This window comes from Denitrobaculum tricleocarpae, from assembly GCF_007004665.1.
In the GTDB taxonomy this organism is placed as follows: Bacteria; Pseudomonadota; Alphaproteobacteria; order Kiloniellales; family Kiloniellaceae; genus Denitrobaculum; species Denitrobaculum tricleocarpae.
Genome location: NZ_ML660055.1, coordinates 293,692 through 308,225 on the forward strand (window position 1 = coordinate 293,692; position 14,534 = coordinate 308,225).

A 14,534-nucleotide genomic window follows, 5' to 3' on the forward strand; every position below is an offset into this window, starting at 1 on the left:
TGATAACGGGGTGGCCAACATCCACCCCGTTTACGCAACCGGTATCAAGCTAGCTCTCCGCTTCCTTGAGGGGGGCCAGAACAAGAAGACCCACAACGAAAAACACCAGAATGACCGCCATTCCCGCCTGCTGGCTGTTGGTCCAGAGCGTAACCCAACTTACCAGGGCCGGGCCGACGAAGGCCGTGGCTTTACCCGAGAAGGCGAACAAACCGAACATCTCTGTGCGAAGATGCGCCGGTGCCAAACGGGCCATCATGGAGCGGCTGGCCGACTGGGTCGGCCCTATGAAGACGCCGATCGCGCAACCCAGTGCGTAAAAAGAGAATTTGCTGTCAACCATCAGAATCCAGGAACAGAGGACCGTCAGGCAAACCACAGAAATGGTGATGGTCCGCTTGGCGCCGATCCAGTCATCGATCCAGCCAAAGGCCGCTGCGCCAATCCCAGCCGTGATATTCAGCAGGATCGCGAAGATCAGAATTTCTTCCGTATCCATCCCGAATTTGGTTTTCGCGTAAATGCCCCCGAACACAAAAAGCGTGTTCAGGCCGTCGATGTAGATCATCCGCGCCAGCAGGAACCGCCCGATCTGGCCGTGAGTCGGCAACTCCCGCAACGTCTTGAACAGCAGCCGCATGCCACGCCGAATCGCTTCGCCCGAAGACACGCCGCTCGCTTGACGGTCGGGCGTTAAGAGAAAAAGCGGGACGGCAAAAATCGCAAACCAGGCCGCGACCAGCGGCCCGGTCGCGCGGACTTCCTCTGAAGCGGATTTATCCAGACCGAAGAGTGGTTGTTCCGGAAAGATGAGCAGGAACAGGCAGAGCACCAAGCAACCCAATCCACCTGCGTAGCCCAAGCCCCAGGCCCAACCGGACAGACGCCCCAGTTTCTGCACAGGTGCGAGATCCGGCAGCATGGCGTTGTAGAAAACCTGCCCCAATTCGAAGGCGGCATTGGCAATCCCAACCAGAATCAGCGCCCGAGCCGCCAGGGATTGATCCGGCGCGATTGTCCAGAGCGCAAATCCGCAGACCACGCAAACGACTGTAAAAACGAAAAGCCAGGGTTTGCGCGGCCCGCCCTGGTCCGCAAGGGCACCGAAGATCGGCGCCAGAATCGCGATGGCGAGTCCGGAGATGCTGATTGCAATCCCCCATTCCCCCGTCGCCTCTTCCGGCGAGGAGGCCAGTGCAGAAGCAAAGTAGTTGGCAAAGACGAAGGTGACGATCACCGTCGGAAAGGCCGAGTTCGCCCAATCGAAGAAACACCAGGCGATCAGGGCTTTCGGACTTACTTTCCAGTCACTGCTCTCAGCCCCGGACTCCGGTTTCTGCGGTTGGTTATGGTCGGCCATAAGGTTCCTTCACAGGATATCAGGAGGCGGTGTTACGACATTGCCGCCGTTTTGGCAGCGGGCTATTTTACACTGTAGTACCTGGATAAGTTCGCAGATCGCGAGCCTGCCGGACACCATTAAATTGCAATCGCCCGTCATCATAGTCAGGAACAAAATGTCCTCCTTCTCGAAAGAAGCAGAAGTTTCGCGCCGGATCGAGTCCGAAGAGGTAAATCAAAAGACCATTGCCGAATGGGGCGAAGACACATTCGGTCCCGCCGCCAATCCGGTGGATCTGGTTACTCGCGCGCAGCAGGAATTGGCCGAGCTGGCCGAGGCCGTGCAGCAGCGGGACGTGAAAGAAGCGGCGATGGAAACCGCGGATGTCATGATTCTGCTCTATCGTCTCGCAGAGGACCTCGGCTACGACATCGAGCAGTCGATCCAGGAGAAAATGGCCATCAACCGGGCGCGCAAATGGAGTCGCGCCGGCGACGGCACCGGGAAACACATTTGAAGAGTTGAAGAAGGAATTCGAGCATGCAGATCGTCACCACGGACTCAATCGAGGGCAAACGCATCGTCGGCTACATGGGCATCGTCAGCGGTGACGCCATCGTCGGCGCGAACATGTTCCGCGACTTCTTCGCGCGGATCCGCGACGTGGTGGGCGGCCGCGCGGGCGGCTACGAAAAGGCCCTGCGCGGCGCGAAGGAGCACGCCATGGAGGACATGGTCGCACAAGCCGAAGAACTCGGTGCGAACGCGGTCATCGGTGTCGATCTCGACTACGAAACCGTTGGCGATTCCATGCTGATGGTCAGCGCCAACGGCACGGCCGTGCGTGTCGAGTAACGCCTTACACGCAACCGCGACCGCTCTCAAAGACCTCGGCGAAGAGCGACCGCATCACAAGTCAACCCTCGACCAGAGACTTGAGCTGCCTGTTGGCAACCGCAAGCATCGCCAAATCCGGATTCCCGGCGGCATTGAGTTCCGCCAGAAGCTGCTCGGTTCGGGCCACGATCGTACGGCGCTCATTCGCCCAGCTGTGAATCACCTCCTCCGCCTCGACCTTGCCCTTTACGGCATCGAGAACGCGCGATGTCAAAGCGCTCTGATGTCCATAGAGATCGTCGACAATGGCCGTGACCGCAAGCTTGTCCCAGGCTGAGTCGCTGGGCAGGCGGCGCGCGGCGCGGCGCAGCCAGTCGAACCCGAAACGGTCACCGATGGCGAAGTAGATCTTTCCGGCCTGCGCGACCGGCAGTTTGGCCTGCTGTGCCGCGGACACAACGTCCCCGGCGGCGAAGAGAAGCGGCAGGCTCGCAACCCGGCTGGCCAGCTCTTCAGGAACGCCCTTGGCCCGGTATTCCTTGGTTCGCACCGAGAGCAGACGCCGGGTCTCCAGGGACAGCATGGCCTTCAAGTCTTCGGCCAGTTCCGCAATCGGCTTGCTGTAGGTCTTGAGGTTCTTTTCGATGCCCAGGGGATGTTCGGAGTTGCGAAGGAACCAGACCGTCGCTTGCTCGATCAGGCGGCCGGTATCCACCAGCATCCCCGCCTGCACGTCGGCGCCGACCTTATTGTCGAGTGCCTCAACCTGGGCGAAGAGGTCACGCAGGCCGAAGACCTCGCAAACGATGTTATAGGCGCGTGCGATCTCGGACGCCGGCATCCCGGTCTTTTCCTTAACCTCATGAACGAAGGTAATGCCGACCCGGTTGACCATATCGTTGGTCACCACGGTCGCGATGATTTCGCGGCGCAGGCGGTGCCGGGAGATCGGCTCGGGATAGTCCTTGCCCAGGACTTTGGGGAAGTAATCGGTCAGAGCGCCGGCCATGTAGGCAGCGTCGGGCAGATCCGACGCCAAGAGCTCTTCGTAGAGTGTGATCTTGGCATAGGACAGCAGCACCGAAAGCTCCGGCCGCGTCAGGCCTGCACCCTGCTTCAGGCGCTCCGTAATGGTCTCGTCGTCAGGCAGAAACTCGATCGCGCGATTCAAGTCGCCCTGTTTCTCGAGCACGCGCATGTAACGCGCGAAGCGGTCCAGCAGATGGGCACCCAATCCCCAGGTGACCGTGATCGCCTGAGTCTGCAGGTAGTTGTCCCGCAGCACCAGCTCCGCCACCTCGTCGGTCATCTTTTCCAGCAGCTTGTCGCGCTGCTTGCGCGTCATATCGCCGGACTCCTCAATATCACCCAAAAGGATCTTGATGTTCACTTCGTGGTCGGAACAATCCACGCCGGCCGAGTTATCGATGGAGTCTGTGTTGCTGCGCCCGCCGTGCTGGGCATACTCGATCCGTGCAAGCTGCGTCATACCCAGATTGGCACCCTCGCCAATCACTTTGCAGCGCAGCTCCTTGGCATTGACGCGCAGCGCGTCGTTCGCCCGGTCACCCGCGTCGGCATTGGTTTCCTGGCTCGATTTCACGTAGGTGCCGATGCCGCCGAACCAAAGCAGCTCGACCTCGGACAGTAGAATTGCGCGCAGCAACTCGACAGGCGTCAGCTTGTCTTCCTTGATGTCGAACAGCGCTTTCATCTCCTTGGAGATGGTGAGCGACTTGGCGCTGCGGTCGAAGATCCCGCCGCCTTTGGAGATCAGCTTCTCGTCATAATCCGTCCAGGCCGAGCGCGGCAGTTCGAAGAGGCGCTTGCGCTCCGCGAAGGAGCTTGCCGGATCCGGATCCGGGTCCACGAAGATATGCATATGGTTGAAGGCCGCGACCATCTTGATCTGCTCGGACAGCAGCATGCCGTTGCCGAAAACGTCGCCGGACATATCGCCGACGCCGATACAGGTAAAGGTCTCGGTCTGGGTATCCTTACCCATTTCACGGAAATGGCGTTTCACCGACTCCCAGGCACCACGGGCCGTGATGCCCATTTTCTTGTGGTCGTAACCGGCGGAACCACCCGACGCGAAGGCATCGTCGAGCCAGAAGCCATAGTCCTTGGAGACACCGTTCGCAATATCGGAGAAGGTCGCCGTTCCCTTGTCCGCGGCCACGACCAGATAGGGGTCGTCCGCATCGCGCCGGACCACGAAATCCGGCGGTGTCAGTTCACCGACCTGCAGGTTGTCGGTGATATCCAGAAGACCGCGAATGAAGGTCTTATAGCATTCGATGCCCTCGGCCAGGAGCGCCTCACGGCCCTCTTCGGCTGGCGGTGGCTGCTTGACGACGAAACCGCCCTTTGAGCCAACCGGCACGATCACCGCGTTTTTAACCTGCTGCGCCTTCACCAGCCCCAGGATCTCGGTCCGGAAATCCTCGCGCCGGTCCGACCAGCGGAGTCCGCCGCGCGCGACCATGCCGAACCGCAGATGCACGCCTTCGATCCGCGGGCTGTAGACGAAGATCTCACGGAACGGGCGCGGTAAAGGAAGCTCGTCGATGTTACGTGAATCCAGTTTGAACGAAAGGTAGCTTTTCGAACCGCCGTCATCGGCAATCTGGGCAAAGTTGGTCCGCAGCGTGCACTCGATGCAGTTCAGGAAACGGCGGATAATGCGATCTTCGTCCAGATTGCTGACCTGGTCCAGGAGAGCGCGGATTTCCTCGACGATCTTCTCGGCATGGGCATCCCTCTCTTCATCACTGCGGTCGTCTCCGATGGCCTGCGCGAACCGGCACTGAAAAAGCTCGACCAGCAGATGCGTGATTTTCGGGTTCCCGGCCAGGGTCTCTTCCATGTAAGCCTGGCTGAAGGGAATCTGAGCCTGACGCAGATACTTGCAATAGGCACGCAGGATCGTGATCTCCCGTGCCGTCAGGCCCGCTTTCAGAACCAGTCTGTTGAAGCCGTCGTTTTCCATCTCTCTGCGCCAGACCCTGGCGAAGGCTTCATGGAAAGCCCGCTTGATCGAGGGGATGTCGATTTCGTCGCCATCCTGAGTCACCATCTGGAAATCATGCATCCAGACCGGATTGTCGGCTTTCAGGGGATGTATACTGTAGGGATTCTCGCTGATGACCTTCAGGCCCATGTTTTCCAGCATGGGCAGAACATCGGAGAGCGGAACCGGCTGATCGGCGATATAGAGCTTGAAATGCAGGCGGTGGGCTTCGGCCTCCAGCGGGCGGTAGAGGTTCATGGAGAGGCCGCCGCTTTCATGCGCCTCGTCGATCCGCGTAACGTCGAACGCTGCGTCGTGTTCATTGAAGTGATCCTGGTAGCTGGCCGGGAAGGCCTTGGAGAAGCGGCGCAGACTGCTGATACCGCGTTCTTCGCCCCGGTCTTCGATCAAGGCTTCTTCCAGCCTGTCGACCCATGAGCGGCCGGCCTCCGCCAGCTTGTGTTCAAGGGACGCATGATCCACATCGGGGATTTCGCCCCGGGTGGTTTTCACGATGATATGCAGACGCGCCAGGGCCTCGTCCGTGAGGTGCGTGTAAAAGGCCGTGATCGAGCCCTTGAAGGCTTCCGCAATAATCGTCTGCATACGCAGGCGCAGCGTACTGTCGTAACGGTCGCGCGGCACATAGAGCAGGCAGGATACGAAACGTTCGAAGGGATCGCGGCGCAGAAAGAGCGCGATCCGCTGACGCTCCTGAAGGTGGAGGACGCCCATCGCAGTGTCGAAAAGCTCGTCCTCAGTCGACTGAAAGAGCTCGTCGCGCGGATAGCTCTCCAGAATGTGACTCAAGGCCTTGCCGTCATGACTGCCCGGAGCGAAGCCCGAGCGTCCGATCAGATTATCGACCTTCTTTTGCAGCAACGGAATATCGCGGGGCGAACGGGAATAAGCGGCAGACGTGAAAAGACCGATGAAGAGGCGCTCACCGACAACGTTGCCTTTGGTGTCGTACCGCTTGATCGCGACGGTATCCATATGCACGGCGCGATGCACACTGGAGCGGCTGTTTGCCTTTGTGACCCGCAGCAGATCGGATTTTTTGACGAAGTCCTGAATGTCGGCAGGCAAGCTGCCAAGATTGCGCAAGCCGTCGAAAACCTGAAACGCAGTATCGCGCAGAACGCCGAGACCAACGTCGTCCAGGACTTTGGAGACGGCCTTCTGCCCCTTGCCTTCGAAGCGGTATTCGCGGTAGCCGAGATAGGTGAAGTGATCGTCATTGAGCCATTTCAGGAACGCGACGCCTTCTTTGATCTCGGCTTCGGGAATGGAGGGCGGACTTTTCTCTAGGTCCGAGATGATCCCGGTCATCTGGCTGCGCATGGATTGCCAGTCATCCACGGCAACGCGCACATCCTGCAGCACCTTTTCCAGACGGTCCCGGAACTCGGCCTGCTGCTCGGCGGGCTGCTCGCTGATTTGAAGCTGCATGACCGACTCACGGCCATCGCCTTTGATGTCGTCAAAGAGCGTTTTCAGTTTGCCTTTTGCGTCGCGCTCCACCCTGATCATCGGATGGATGACCAGGAAGACCTCGGCTTCGAGCTGTCCGATGGCCGCGGTCACGGAGTCGACCAGGAACGGCATGTCGTCGTTGATGATTTCGACGATGGTGTGCGAAGACTTCCAGCCGAACTCTTCGGGCCGGGGGTTGTAGACCCGGACCTTGGCCTCCCCCTTGCCGCGTTGCTGCGCCTGTCCCCAGAGCGACAGTGCGGCACCGTAAAGATTGTCTAGGGATTCATCGACAAGATCATCCGGAGCAACGTTGGCATAAAGCTGTTTGATAAAGCGAACGGCATGATCCGCGCGCTTTTTTTCAAGACGTTTTGCCGCCCGCTTGCAAAGGGTCTCGATGATTTCCGACTTATGCTCTTCGGCATGAGTTGCCATTTTCGCGCTCCCCCCGGAATGCGGGCCGCTTGATGTGCGTGCTGCCCGTTGTTCGTGTCACCTCAATTGAGGCTATAGCATTCTTTGGTTAATGGGGAGTAGCTATCAGAAGGAATTGAGTTTTTACAGGAAAACCGAGTCAGGTTTTCGTAGGCCGGCGGCCCTTGCCGCAAAGGCCAAAGCGCGATCCCTGGGGCCCGCTCAACTCTCTGTCTCGGGTTAAACCAGATATTAAACCTATTGTGGCTTACTGCCGGCTGGTTTGGAAAACGCACTCAGCCGGCCGGGAACCTGCTGAAATTCAAAAGCTTTTCCAGATTACGGCGGCCCAGGCAGACCACCAGGGAATCAAGGGCCGCCCAAATGAGCCATGCGAGATCAGACGGTAAGCGGTCGGAACTGATATGAGCAACAGTGAACCTGAGGCGGACTTTGAGTTCGCCGCGGCAGGCAGTTCGGGGGGCGGATACAAGCGCTCCTGGCGTGCAATTGTGACGTCAATCGTGACCATTGCAACCGGGACGGTGGCCGTTGGCTTGGGCCTTCTCTACCTTCTGGTTTCGGCGCCTCATTAATCAGCCGGCGAGACGCCGTGGAACCTTGCAACGGACTATTCAGATACCTGCTACAGGTGATAAATTCATAACCGTTCTATTAATTGAGTTAGTCTAGCGAAGTGAAAAACACGCGACAGGATCGAAGAGGCCTGCGCTTTTCCGGTCGCCGTCTCAGCCAGAAAAGAACCCTGCAGGTTATTGGCTGCGGTGAGCCGTTACCCGAATCCGCGGACATCAAGCTGACGCGAATGCTGAGCTATTGGCGGTCTCTCGCCAACCCGGGCGACTTTCCGACCCGAAACGCCATCGACCCTCTTTCGATCCCTGAACTACTTCCCTACATACTGCTACTTGATGTTGAAAATCAGGATTTCCGCTTCCGGCTCGTGGGGGAAGCCGTCAACGCGCGTTACGGCGGACAAATCAAGGGACAAAGCCTGACCGAGCTGCTTGAGGGAAAGATCCTGGCCGAAACCCTGGATGAGCATTTTTGCTGTGTCGGCCATATCGCACCGGTCTTCACCCGCAATACCATCTACACCATCGACAGTGAAGATATGAAGCTTTATCAGCGGCTGATACTTCCCTTGTCAGGCAACGGGACAGACGTCGAATCCATTGCGGGCGTCATGCATTTCGAGGCGTGAGGCCGCCCGTGCATTGGATCAAAGTAAGGTCCATTCAAGGATCGGTCTCGGGTATCTATTCAACCCTCAGGTGATAGTGACGCTCGACGCAGAGAGGTTTCATCAGGACACTGCCGAAGACAATTTCTACGCGCATATTCCAGCACTATCTTGCCGAGAAAATTGAATTTTTAGGATATCATTCACCATTTCGGCCTAGCTTTGAGACCGCCATGGATTTAATCTAATTGAAGTGTATATTTTTTGGAAAGGTCAAATCTCTTTTTTACAACTGACACTTAGCCATCGATCAACTCTGGTGGTGTGTAGTTTGCCAAGCCCGTATCGGCGGATTGAAATCGCAAGGAGACTTTTCCGGCAATCCGGCACGGTTGATCAGATCGGACCGCGTGATCTGGGAAGGTCGAAAGTAGAAAAAGTAAGGAAATAAGCGATGTATTCCGTCACTGTCACAAGTGATACGGCGGAAAATCAGGTTTCGGATACCCTCCCGGAACAGGCGGAAGAGCATCTGAAATGGGCTGTCCGCTATTGGGATGAACATCGGGGCCATCGAGCAATGCCCGCCCGCGGCGATGTCGATCCAATGGATTTTCCACGACTGCTTCCGACGACCTATCTGCTTGAACGAACACCCAATGACAACTTCATAGTGCGCGTTGCCGGGACCCGCTTCCGCGAGGTCTACGGGCGCGAAGTCACCGGTGAGAAAATCAGCGAATTCATCCCCAGCGACTCGGGCAGGGATTTCCATCATGATGTCGAGTTATGCTGCAAACATATCGGCCCGGTGTTTCGCGATGGCCGCGCCAACTGGCGCCCTTCGGGTGTGGCCACCCGGTTTCAGCGGGTCATGCTGCCGCTTGGCGATCGCGATAGCTTCGTCGATCACCTGCTTGGCTTTGCGATCTTTTTCGATGAAGACGGCGTCCCAGAAATCTAAAGCCGAAATCCAGACCAAAAACCCAGAGCGGATATTGAGCAGCCCGGCAGCAGATACCCTAGAGCGCGTCATGTTTTAACGGAAACACTCTGTGTTTTCGCTAAAACATGTGAACCCGCTCTACATCAAACAGTTAGAGCAGACTCACCGGTACGACGGATCGCCGAAGGCGATTCCATCTAAACCGGGTCTGCTCTAGATTTCGCCGGATAGAAAGGCCGCTTCGAACGGAAAGTCGCTCATCACCTCGATCCCCTGCTCCGTCACCAGCACCTGTTGCTCCAGCTTCACTCCCTCGCCGCCGTCTTCGTGACCGATGTAGCTCTCGACCGAGAGCACCATGTTGGGCTCGATGATCCCGTCATAGTTCACCCCGCCATCGTAATCGGCACCCTGCACGATGTAAGGATACTCTCCAGTCAGGCCGGTGCCGTGCATGAGAAGATAGTAGCGCCGCTTGTAATAGGCCTCAGGGATGACCCAGGCGGCCTCGGTGATTTCACGGAATGAGCGTCCGGCTTTGATCAGAGCCATGTTGTGATGGACCTGTTCATAGGCCAGACGATACAGCGTCTTTTGCGTCGCGCTGGGCGGCCCGTCGCCACAGAGAAAACTCCTCGAGAAATCGGCGTAGTAGCCGTGCGGACCGACCACATCCGTATCGTGCGCTATCAGGTCGCCGGCCTCCAGGACCCGGGTTCCGGTTTCCTGGAACCAGGGGTTCGTGCGTTCCCCGGAGTTCAGAAGCCGGGTCTCGATATAGTCCGCGTCGTTGGCGATGACATGGCTGTGGAGTACGGACCAGAGCTCGTTCTCGCTGATCCCCGACCGGATGGCCGCGCGCAGTTTCCATTCGCCCGCCATCACGCAGGCGACCGAGCGTTTCGAGCAGATAATTTCCTCCGGCGTTTTGATCGCGCGCGCCCGCTCCACGGGGGCCTGGGCATCGTGGATTTCGAACCCGGCGTCGCGCAGGCATTCGACCGCGCCCGCGTCAATGCGTTCCAGACCGAGCCGCCGCTCACCGGGACAGTGCAGCTGCATCAACCCGGCGATATCCCGTGCCCAGGCCTTTGCCGTATCGGCCATCAAGGGTCCCCGCGCGACGTAGGAAACCGTTTTGGCGTTCCGGATTTCGTCGATGGCCGGATTGTCCTTTTCCAGATGTTCGCAACCCTCGAATTCGAAAAGAACCACCGGCCCTTCCTGCGGCACGAAGACATAGCGGGCCGGGTTGCGCAGCAGGAACGGGATCATGTTCCGCGCGCCCGTCGCATAGCGGACGTTATGGGGATCGTGCAGAACCACGGCCGGCAGGTCGAAGTCTTTCATGCTCGCCCGCAAACGCGCAAGACGTCCCAGGCGCAAACTCGTCTCGTCAGGTGCGGCGGGTGCGGGAAACTCCATTGCGCCAATCCTGGTTTCAATCAATCGCTCAGGAAAGCTCCGACAGCATTTAACGCCCCGGCATTGGCTCGGGAGCTTCCGGGCAGCAGTGTGCCAGACGCATATCCGCATTTGCCAGCAAGATCGCAAACAGGGCGACAGCGCCGAGGAAAATATAAAATCCCGCCGGACCGTTCCACTCCATTGCCAATCCGGCCAGGGCCGGTCCGCAAAAAGCGCCCATATTGTATACCAGCAACCCAGCAGTGGTTGCCGGGATTGCGTCCCTCTCGCCAACGGCATCGACAACTCTGCTTAAGCTGATCGCATAGAGGGGAACCAAACAGCCGCCGGAAACGACGCTCATGACCAGGGTAATCCAAAATGTTGCGGGCTGCGCAATCGACGTAAACCCGCAGGCCAATGCGGAACACCCCGCGATGAGCATTACGGTCCGCATCCGCCCGAAGCGATCTCCAATAGCGCCCACGGGAATGGAGATAATCGCAGGGGCGACAAGGACGGCACCGACAAACAAAGCAATTTGCGCGGTGTCAAAACCGATCGCCTTGGCATAGACGGCGCTCAGTCCGTAGAAGCTTGCATTTGCAATTCCGCCGCAGAATGCGACTGCAAGTGCGAAAGGAAAACACCTAACCAGCCCAGCGACGTCACCCGAGAGCTTGCGGCCCCTGGCCTGCAGAGTTGGCGTTACGTTGAGAAGAGCAGGTGCAAAGGAGAGCGCATAGGCGAAGGCGATGAGCGTTATGTTCTCGGTTGCCGATCCCACGACAATGAGCGAGGGTCCGATCGCCGTTGCCAGCAAACGCAGGGTTTCGAAACTCGCGAAAAGCCGCCCGCGAGTCTGACGGGTGCCGAGCGCTGATACCCAGCTGTCGACCACGATGTAGTAGCCGCCAAGTGCGTAACCGCCCAGGTAACGAAGACCGAGCCAGACATAAGGGTTGTCAGATTGGGCGAGCGCGAAAGTCGCTGCCCCCGCTAGGGCTGCCGTGATAAAGAAGGCAGGCTTGTAGCCGATGCGATTCAGGATCCAGCCATAGGTAAGCGCACCGGTTACAGATCCGGCGTAGTACAGCGATGTCGCCGAACCTACGAATGTTTCCCCGAAACCCAGGCGATCCAGCTCCAAGGCAACAAGCGGAAACAGAGCACCGGTCGACAGGCCGAAGAAAGGAGCCGCTACAAGCAGCCAGCCTGCCCGGCGGAACATCATAGAGAAATCGGACACAGATGCAGATCCGGGTTTCTGGACATTAATTTGCATAATTGCACATTTGCGTTAATATGCAATTATGCATTCTAACGACGCAATCGCCGCCCTTCTGGCGCTGGGACAGGAAACCAGACTGAACGCCTATCGGCTGCTGCTGATGCAAGGATCGAAGGGCTTGCGCGTTTCCGAAATATCGAAACGGCTTTCAGTAAACATCTCGACTCTCTCGAGGCACTTGGGACAGCTGGAGAGAACCGGCCTGCTCCAGAGCTGGCGCCACGAGCGGGAAATCATCTACGCGGTCCACGACAGCGGCATGCAAGAGCTGATCAACTACCTGTTGGAAAACTGCTGTCGGGAAAGCGGAGAAGCCTGTGAAAGGGCTGACCCCTCGCAGAAAACCTAGACTCTCCCTCGCACTCCGAACCCAGTTCGGTGTTTAAGAGGGCTCAGGCTTATCCTGACGCGCACCGGCGTAGCGGGACTCCGCTTCGTAGTAGGCATCGAAGCCCACGAGCCTGCGCAATTCACCGAACTCCAACACCTGGGACGCGGGGTGCCGGCCGGCTTTCATCTGCGCCAGAGCATCGTTCATGGCCTTCATGGCGGCGGACATCAAGGTGAGCGGATAAGCCGCGATGCGGTAGCCGATATCCTGGAGAACCTCGGGCGGCAGTATCGGCGTCGCGCCGCCCTCGACCAGATTGGCCATGTGAATGCCGGGCACCTCGCCGCAAACCCGGCGCATTTCCTCTTCGTTGCGCGGCGCCTCGACGAAGAGGATATCGGCCCCGATCTGTCCGAACTGCTGAGCCCGGGTCAGCGCTTCGTCCAGGCCTTCAGTGTGGCGGGCATCGGTGCGCGCCAGGATCATGATATCCGCGCCTTCATTGCGTGCATCGACCGCCGCCTCGATCCGGCTGTAGGCGGTTTCCCGGTCGACCACCATCTTGCCCTTGGTATGGCCGCAGCGCTTGGGCGCGACCTGGTCCTCGATCATCACGGCCGCGAAACCCGCCTGTGCATAGCCCTGAACCGTTCGCTTCACGTTCAATGCATTGCCGTAACCCGTATCGCCGTCGCCGATGACGGGGATCGATACGGCGCTGCAAATATCCCGGCCCTGGCCGACCATCTCGCCATAGGAAATCAGACCGGTATCCGGCGCACCGATCTTTGCCGCCGAGACCGCGAAACCAGACATGAAACTCAGCGGGAAACCCGCCTCTTCAATCAGGCGGGCACTGAGCGCGTCAAAACAGCAGGGCATGACCTGGAGCTGTGGTTTGGCCAGTAGCTCTCTCAGGCGGGCGGCCGGGGATATCTGCATGTCGGAGTCCTTAGCTGAGTCTGTCGTGATTCTGATGAAGTGCCGATACGAAAACCGGTTGTTTCGTAAAACAAAATTCTACCGACGCGGCCTTTGCCTTATCGAATCGTTCTCTTTTTTTGACAGCCCTGCATAGGCTTGGCAAGCTAAGGTCAGTGAAACTGACTTTTCGCGGCGCGTGACGACACGCGCGGTGGATCGTCCGGCAAGAAAATAAATGTGAGCTGAAACGCCGCCTTTTACCGTTCCGGTGAAGAACGAGCGGGCTCCAGGGGAGAAAGAGATGAAGAAGTTCCTTACAATGGCCGCGGCCGCCGCGGTTCTCAGTGGCGGTCTTTCCATGGCGCAGGCCGCAGAGACCACCTTGCGCATTACACTCCAGCTTCCGCTCACGAGCCATCTCGGGCAGAACCTTGTGCTCTTTAAGGAAGAGGTTGAGAAGAAGTCCGGCGGGGACATCGAGGTCCAGATCTACGATTCCGCACAGCTTTTTAAAGACAAGCAGGTGCCGCAGGCCGTTGGTTCCGGCTCGATCGAGATGGGTGTTGCGTCCCTTACCCGCTTTGTCGGCGATATTCCGGCTGTCGACATCTTCTACCAGCCCTTCATGTTCAACACCGATGAGCTGATCCGCAAGGCAACGGCGAAAGGCAGCCCGGTCCGGGGTCCGCTGGATGATGCCATCCTGGAGCAGACCGGCGCACGGGTGCTCTGGTGGCAGGCCTATGGCAGCGCGGTCATGCTCTCCAACGGCGGCGACGTCGCGACACCGGAGGCCGTGAAAGACAAGAAAGTCCGCGTCTTCGGCAAAACTCTTGGCGAATTCGTCAAATCCTGCGGCGGCGCCCCAACGCTGATCTCTGGGTCGGAGCAGTATCTGGCTTACCAGCGCGGCACCGTCGACGTCGGCATGACCGGTGTGTCGGGCGTAAAGTCGCGCAAGCTCTGGGACGTGATGGACACCATCACCAAGACCCAGCATGCCGACATCGAGTTTATCGTCGTGGTGAACGATGAGTTCTGGTCCGGACTGCCCGAGGCTCACCGGAAAATCATCAGCGACGCCGCCGCCATGGCCGACGCCGCGGTCCGCGACAAGATCTCCGAGATCGAAGAGGCGGCCTTCGCGGAGTCGGTCAAGAACGGCATGAAGATCGTCGAACCGACCGCCGAGCAGATCAATGCCTGGCGCGCATGTTCCCAGCCGGTCTACGACCAGTACGCCAACGACGCCGGCGAACTGGGCAAACTCGTCATGGATGCGGCGAAGAAGCTGCAGCAGTAAAACATCGTCGAGAGAGGTAACGTTCCGGGCGGTCCCTTATCGG

Annotated in this window: 12 protein-coding genes; 7 read left to right on the forward strand and 5 right to left on the reverse strand. The window is 58.5% G+C overall.

The features are described 5' to 3' along the window. Positions 1-49: 49 nt before the first annotated feature. Positions 50-1,360, reverse strand: coding sequence for an MFS transporter (locus tag FKG95_RS13690; protein WP_142896931.1), 1,311 nt, complete (start codon positions 1,358-1,360; stop codon positions 50-52). A 157-nt stretch (positions 1,361-1,517) separates the two neighbouring features. Here FKG95_RS13690 and FKG95_RS13695 point away from each other — a divergent pair, with 157 nt between their 5' ends. Together FKG95_RS13695 and FKG95_RS13700 are read left to right on the forward strand one after the other, a co-directional pair. Continuing rightward, positions 1,518-1,859 (forward strand): dATP/dGTP pyrophosphohydrolase domain-containing protein, encoded by a 342-nt coding sequence (locus FKG95_RS13695; protein ID WP_142896932.1) that lies wholly within the window; start codon positions 1,518-1,520, stop codon positions 1,857-1,859. 23 nt (positions 1,860-1,882) lie between these two features. After that, complete coding sequence (locus FKG95_RS13700; protein WP_142896933.1) at positions 1,883-2,197, forward strand: YbjQ family protein; 315 nt, start codon at positions 1,883-1,885, stop codon at positions 2,195-2,197. A gap of 61 nt (positions 2,198-2,258) precedes the next feature. Here FKG95_RS13700 and FKG95_RS13705 read toward each other — a convergent pair whose 3' ends face one another. Continuing rightward, positions 2,259-7,106, reverse strand: a complete 4,848-nt coding sequence (locus tag FKG95_RS13705; protein ID WP_142896934.1) for an NAD-glutamate dehydrogenase — start codon at positions 7,104-7,106, stop codon at positions 2,259-2,261. A 404-nt stretch (positions 7,107-7,510) separates the two neighbouring features. On the opposite strand from FKG95_RS13705, the gene FKG95_RS29670 reads away from it, so the two are divergent. The 3 genes from FKG95_RS29670 to FKG95_RS13715 all read left to right on the forward strand — a co-directional run bounded on the left by FKG95_RS29670 (position 7,511) and on the right by FKG95_RS13715 (position 9,253). After that, positions 7,511-7,681: a hypothetical protein gene (locus FKG95_RS29670; protein ID WP_179954088.1), complete on the forward strand. Its 171-nt coding sequence runs from the start codon at positions 7,511-7,513 to the stop codon at positions 7,679-7,681. 230 nt (positions 7,682-7,911) lie between these two features. After that, positions 7,912-8,310 (forward strand): PAS domain-containing protein, encoded by a 399-nt coding sequence (locus tag FKG95_RS13710; RefSeq protein WP_142896935.1) that lies wholly within the window; start codon positions 7,912-7,914, stop codon positions 8,308-8,310. Between the two features lie 433 nt (positions 8,311-8,743). Beyond that, positions 8,744-9,253, forward strand: coding sequence for a PAS domain-containing protein (locus FKG95_RS13715; RefSeq protein ID WP_142896936.1), 510 nt, complete (start codon positions 8,744-8,746; stop codon positions 9,251-9,253). A gap of 195 nt (positions 9,254-9,448) precedes the next feature. Here the strand turns inward: FKG95_RS13715 and FKG95_RS13720 are convergent, their stop codons facing one another. Further along, on the reverse strand, positions 9,449-10,660 hold the full coding sequence (locus FKG95_RS13720) for a M24 family metallopeptidase (RefSeq protein WP_179954089.1): 1,212 nt from the start codon (positions 10,658-10,660) through the stop codon (positions 9,449-9,451). Positions 10,661-10,709: 49 nt separating this feature from the next. Continuing rightward, on the reverse strand, positions 10,710-11,891 hold the full coding sequence (locus tag FKG95_RS13725; RefSeq protein WP_179954090.1) for an MFS transporter: 1,182 nt from the start codon (positions 11,889-11,891) through the stop codon (positions 10,710-10,712). 64 nt (positions 11,892-11,955) lie between these two features. On the opposite strand from FKG95_RS13725, the gene FKG95_RS13730 reads away from it, so the two are divergent. Continuing rightward, complete coding sequence (locus FKG95_RS13730; protein WP_142896939.1) at positions 11,956-12,282, forward strand: ArsR/SmtB family transcription factor; 327 nt, start codon at positions 11,956-11,958, stop codon at positions 12,280-12,282. A gap of 33 nt (positions 12,283-12,315) precedes the next feature. On the opposite strand, the gene FKG95_RS13735 is transcribed toward FKG95_RS13730, so the two are convergent. Next, the gene (locus FKG95_RS13735) at positions 12,316-13,206 is read right to left on the reverse strand and encodes an isocitrate lyase/PEP mutase family protein (RefSeq protein WP_142896940.1); all 891 of its coding nucleotides are present in this window, start codon (positions 13,204-13,206) and stop codon (positions 12,316-12,318) included. Between the two features lie 283 nt (positions 13,207-13,489). On the opposite strand from FKG95_RS13735, the gene dctP reads away from it, so the two are divergent. Continuing rightward, complete coding sequence (dctP, locus tag FKG95_RS13740) at positions 13,490-14,491, forward strand: TRAP transporter substrate-binding protein DctP (protein WP_142896941.1); 1,002 nt, start codon at positions 13,490-13,492, stop codon at positions 14,489-14,491. Positions 14,492-14,534 lie beyond the last annotated feature (43 nt).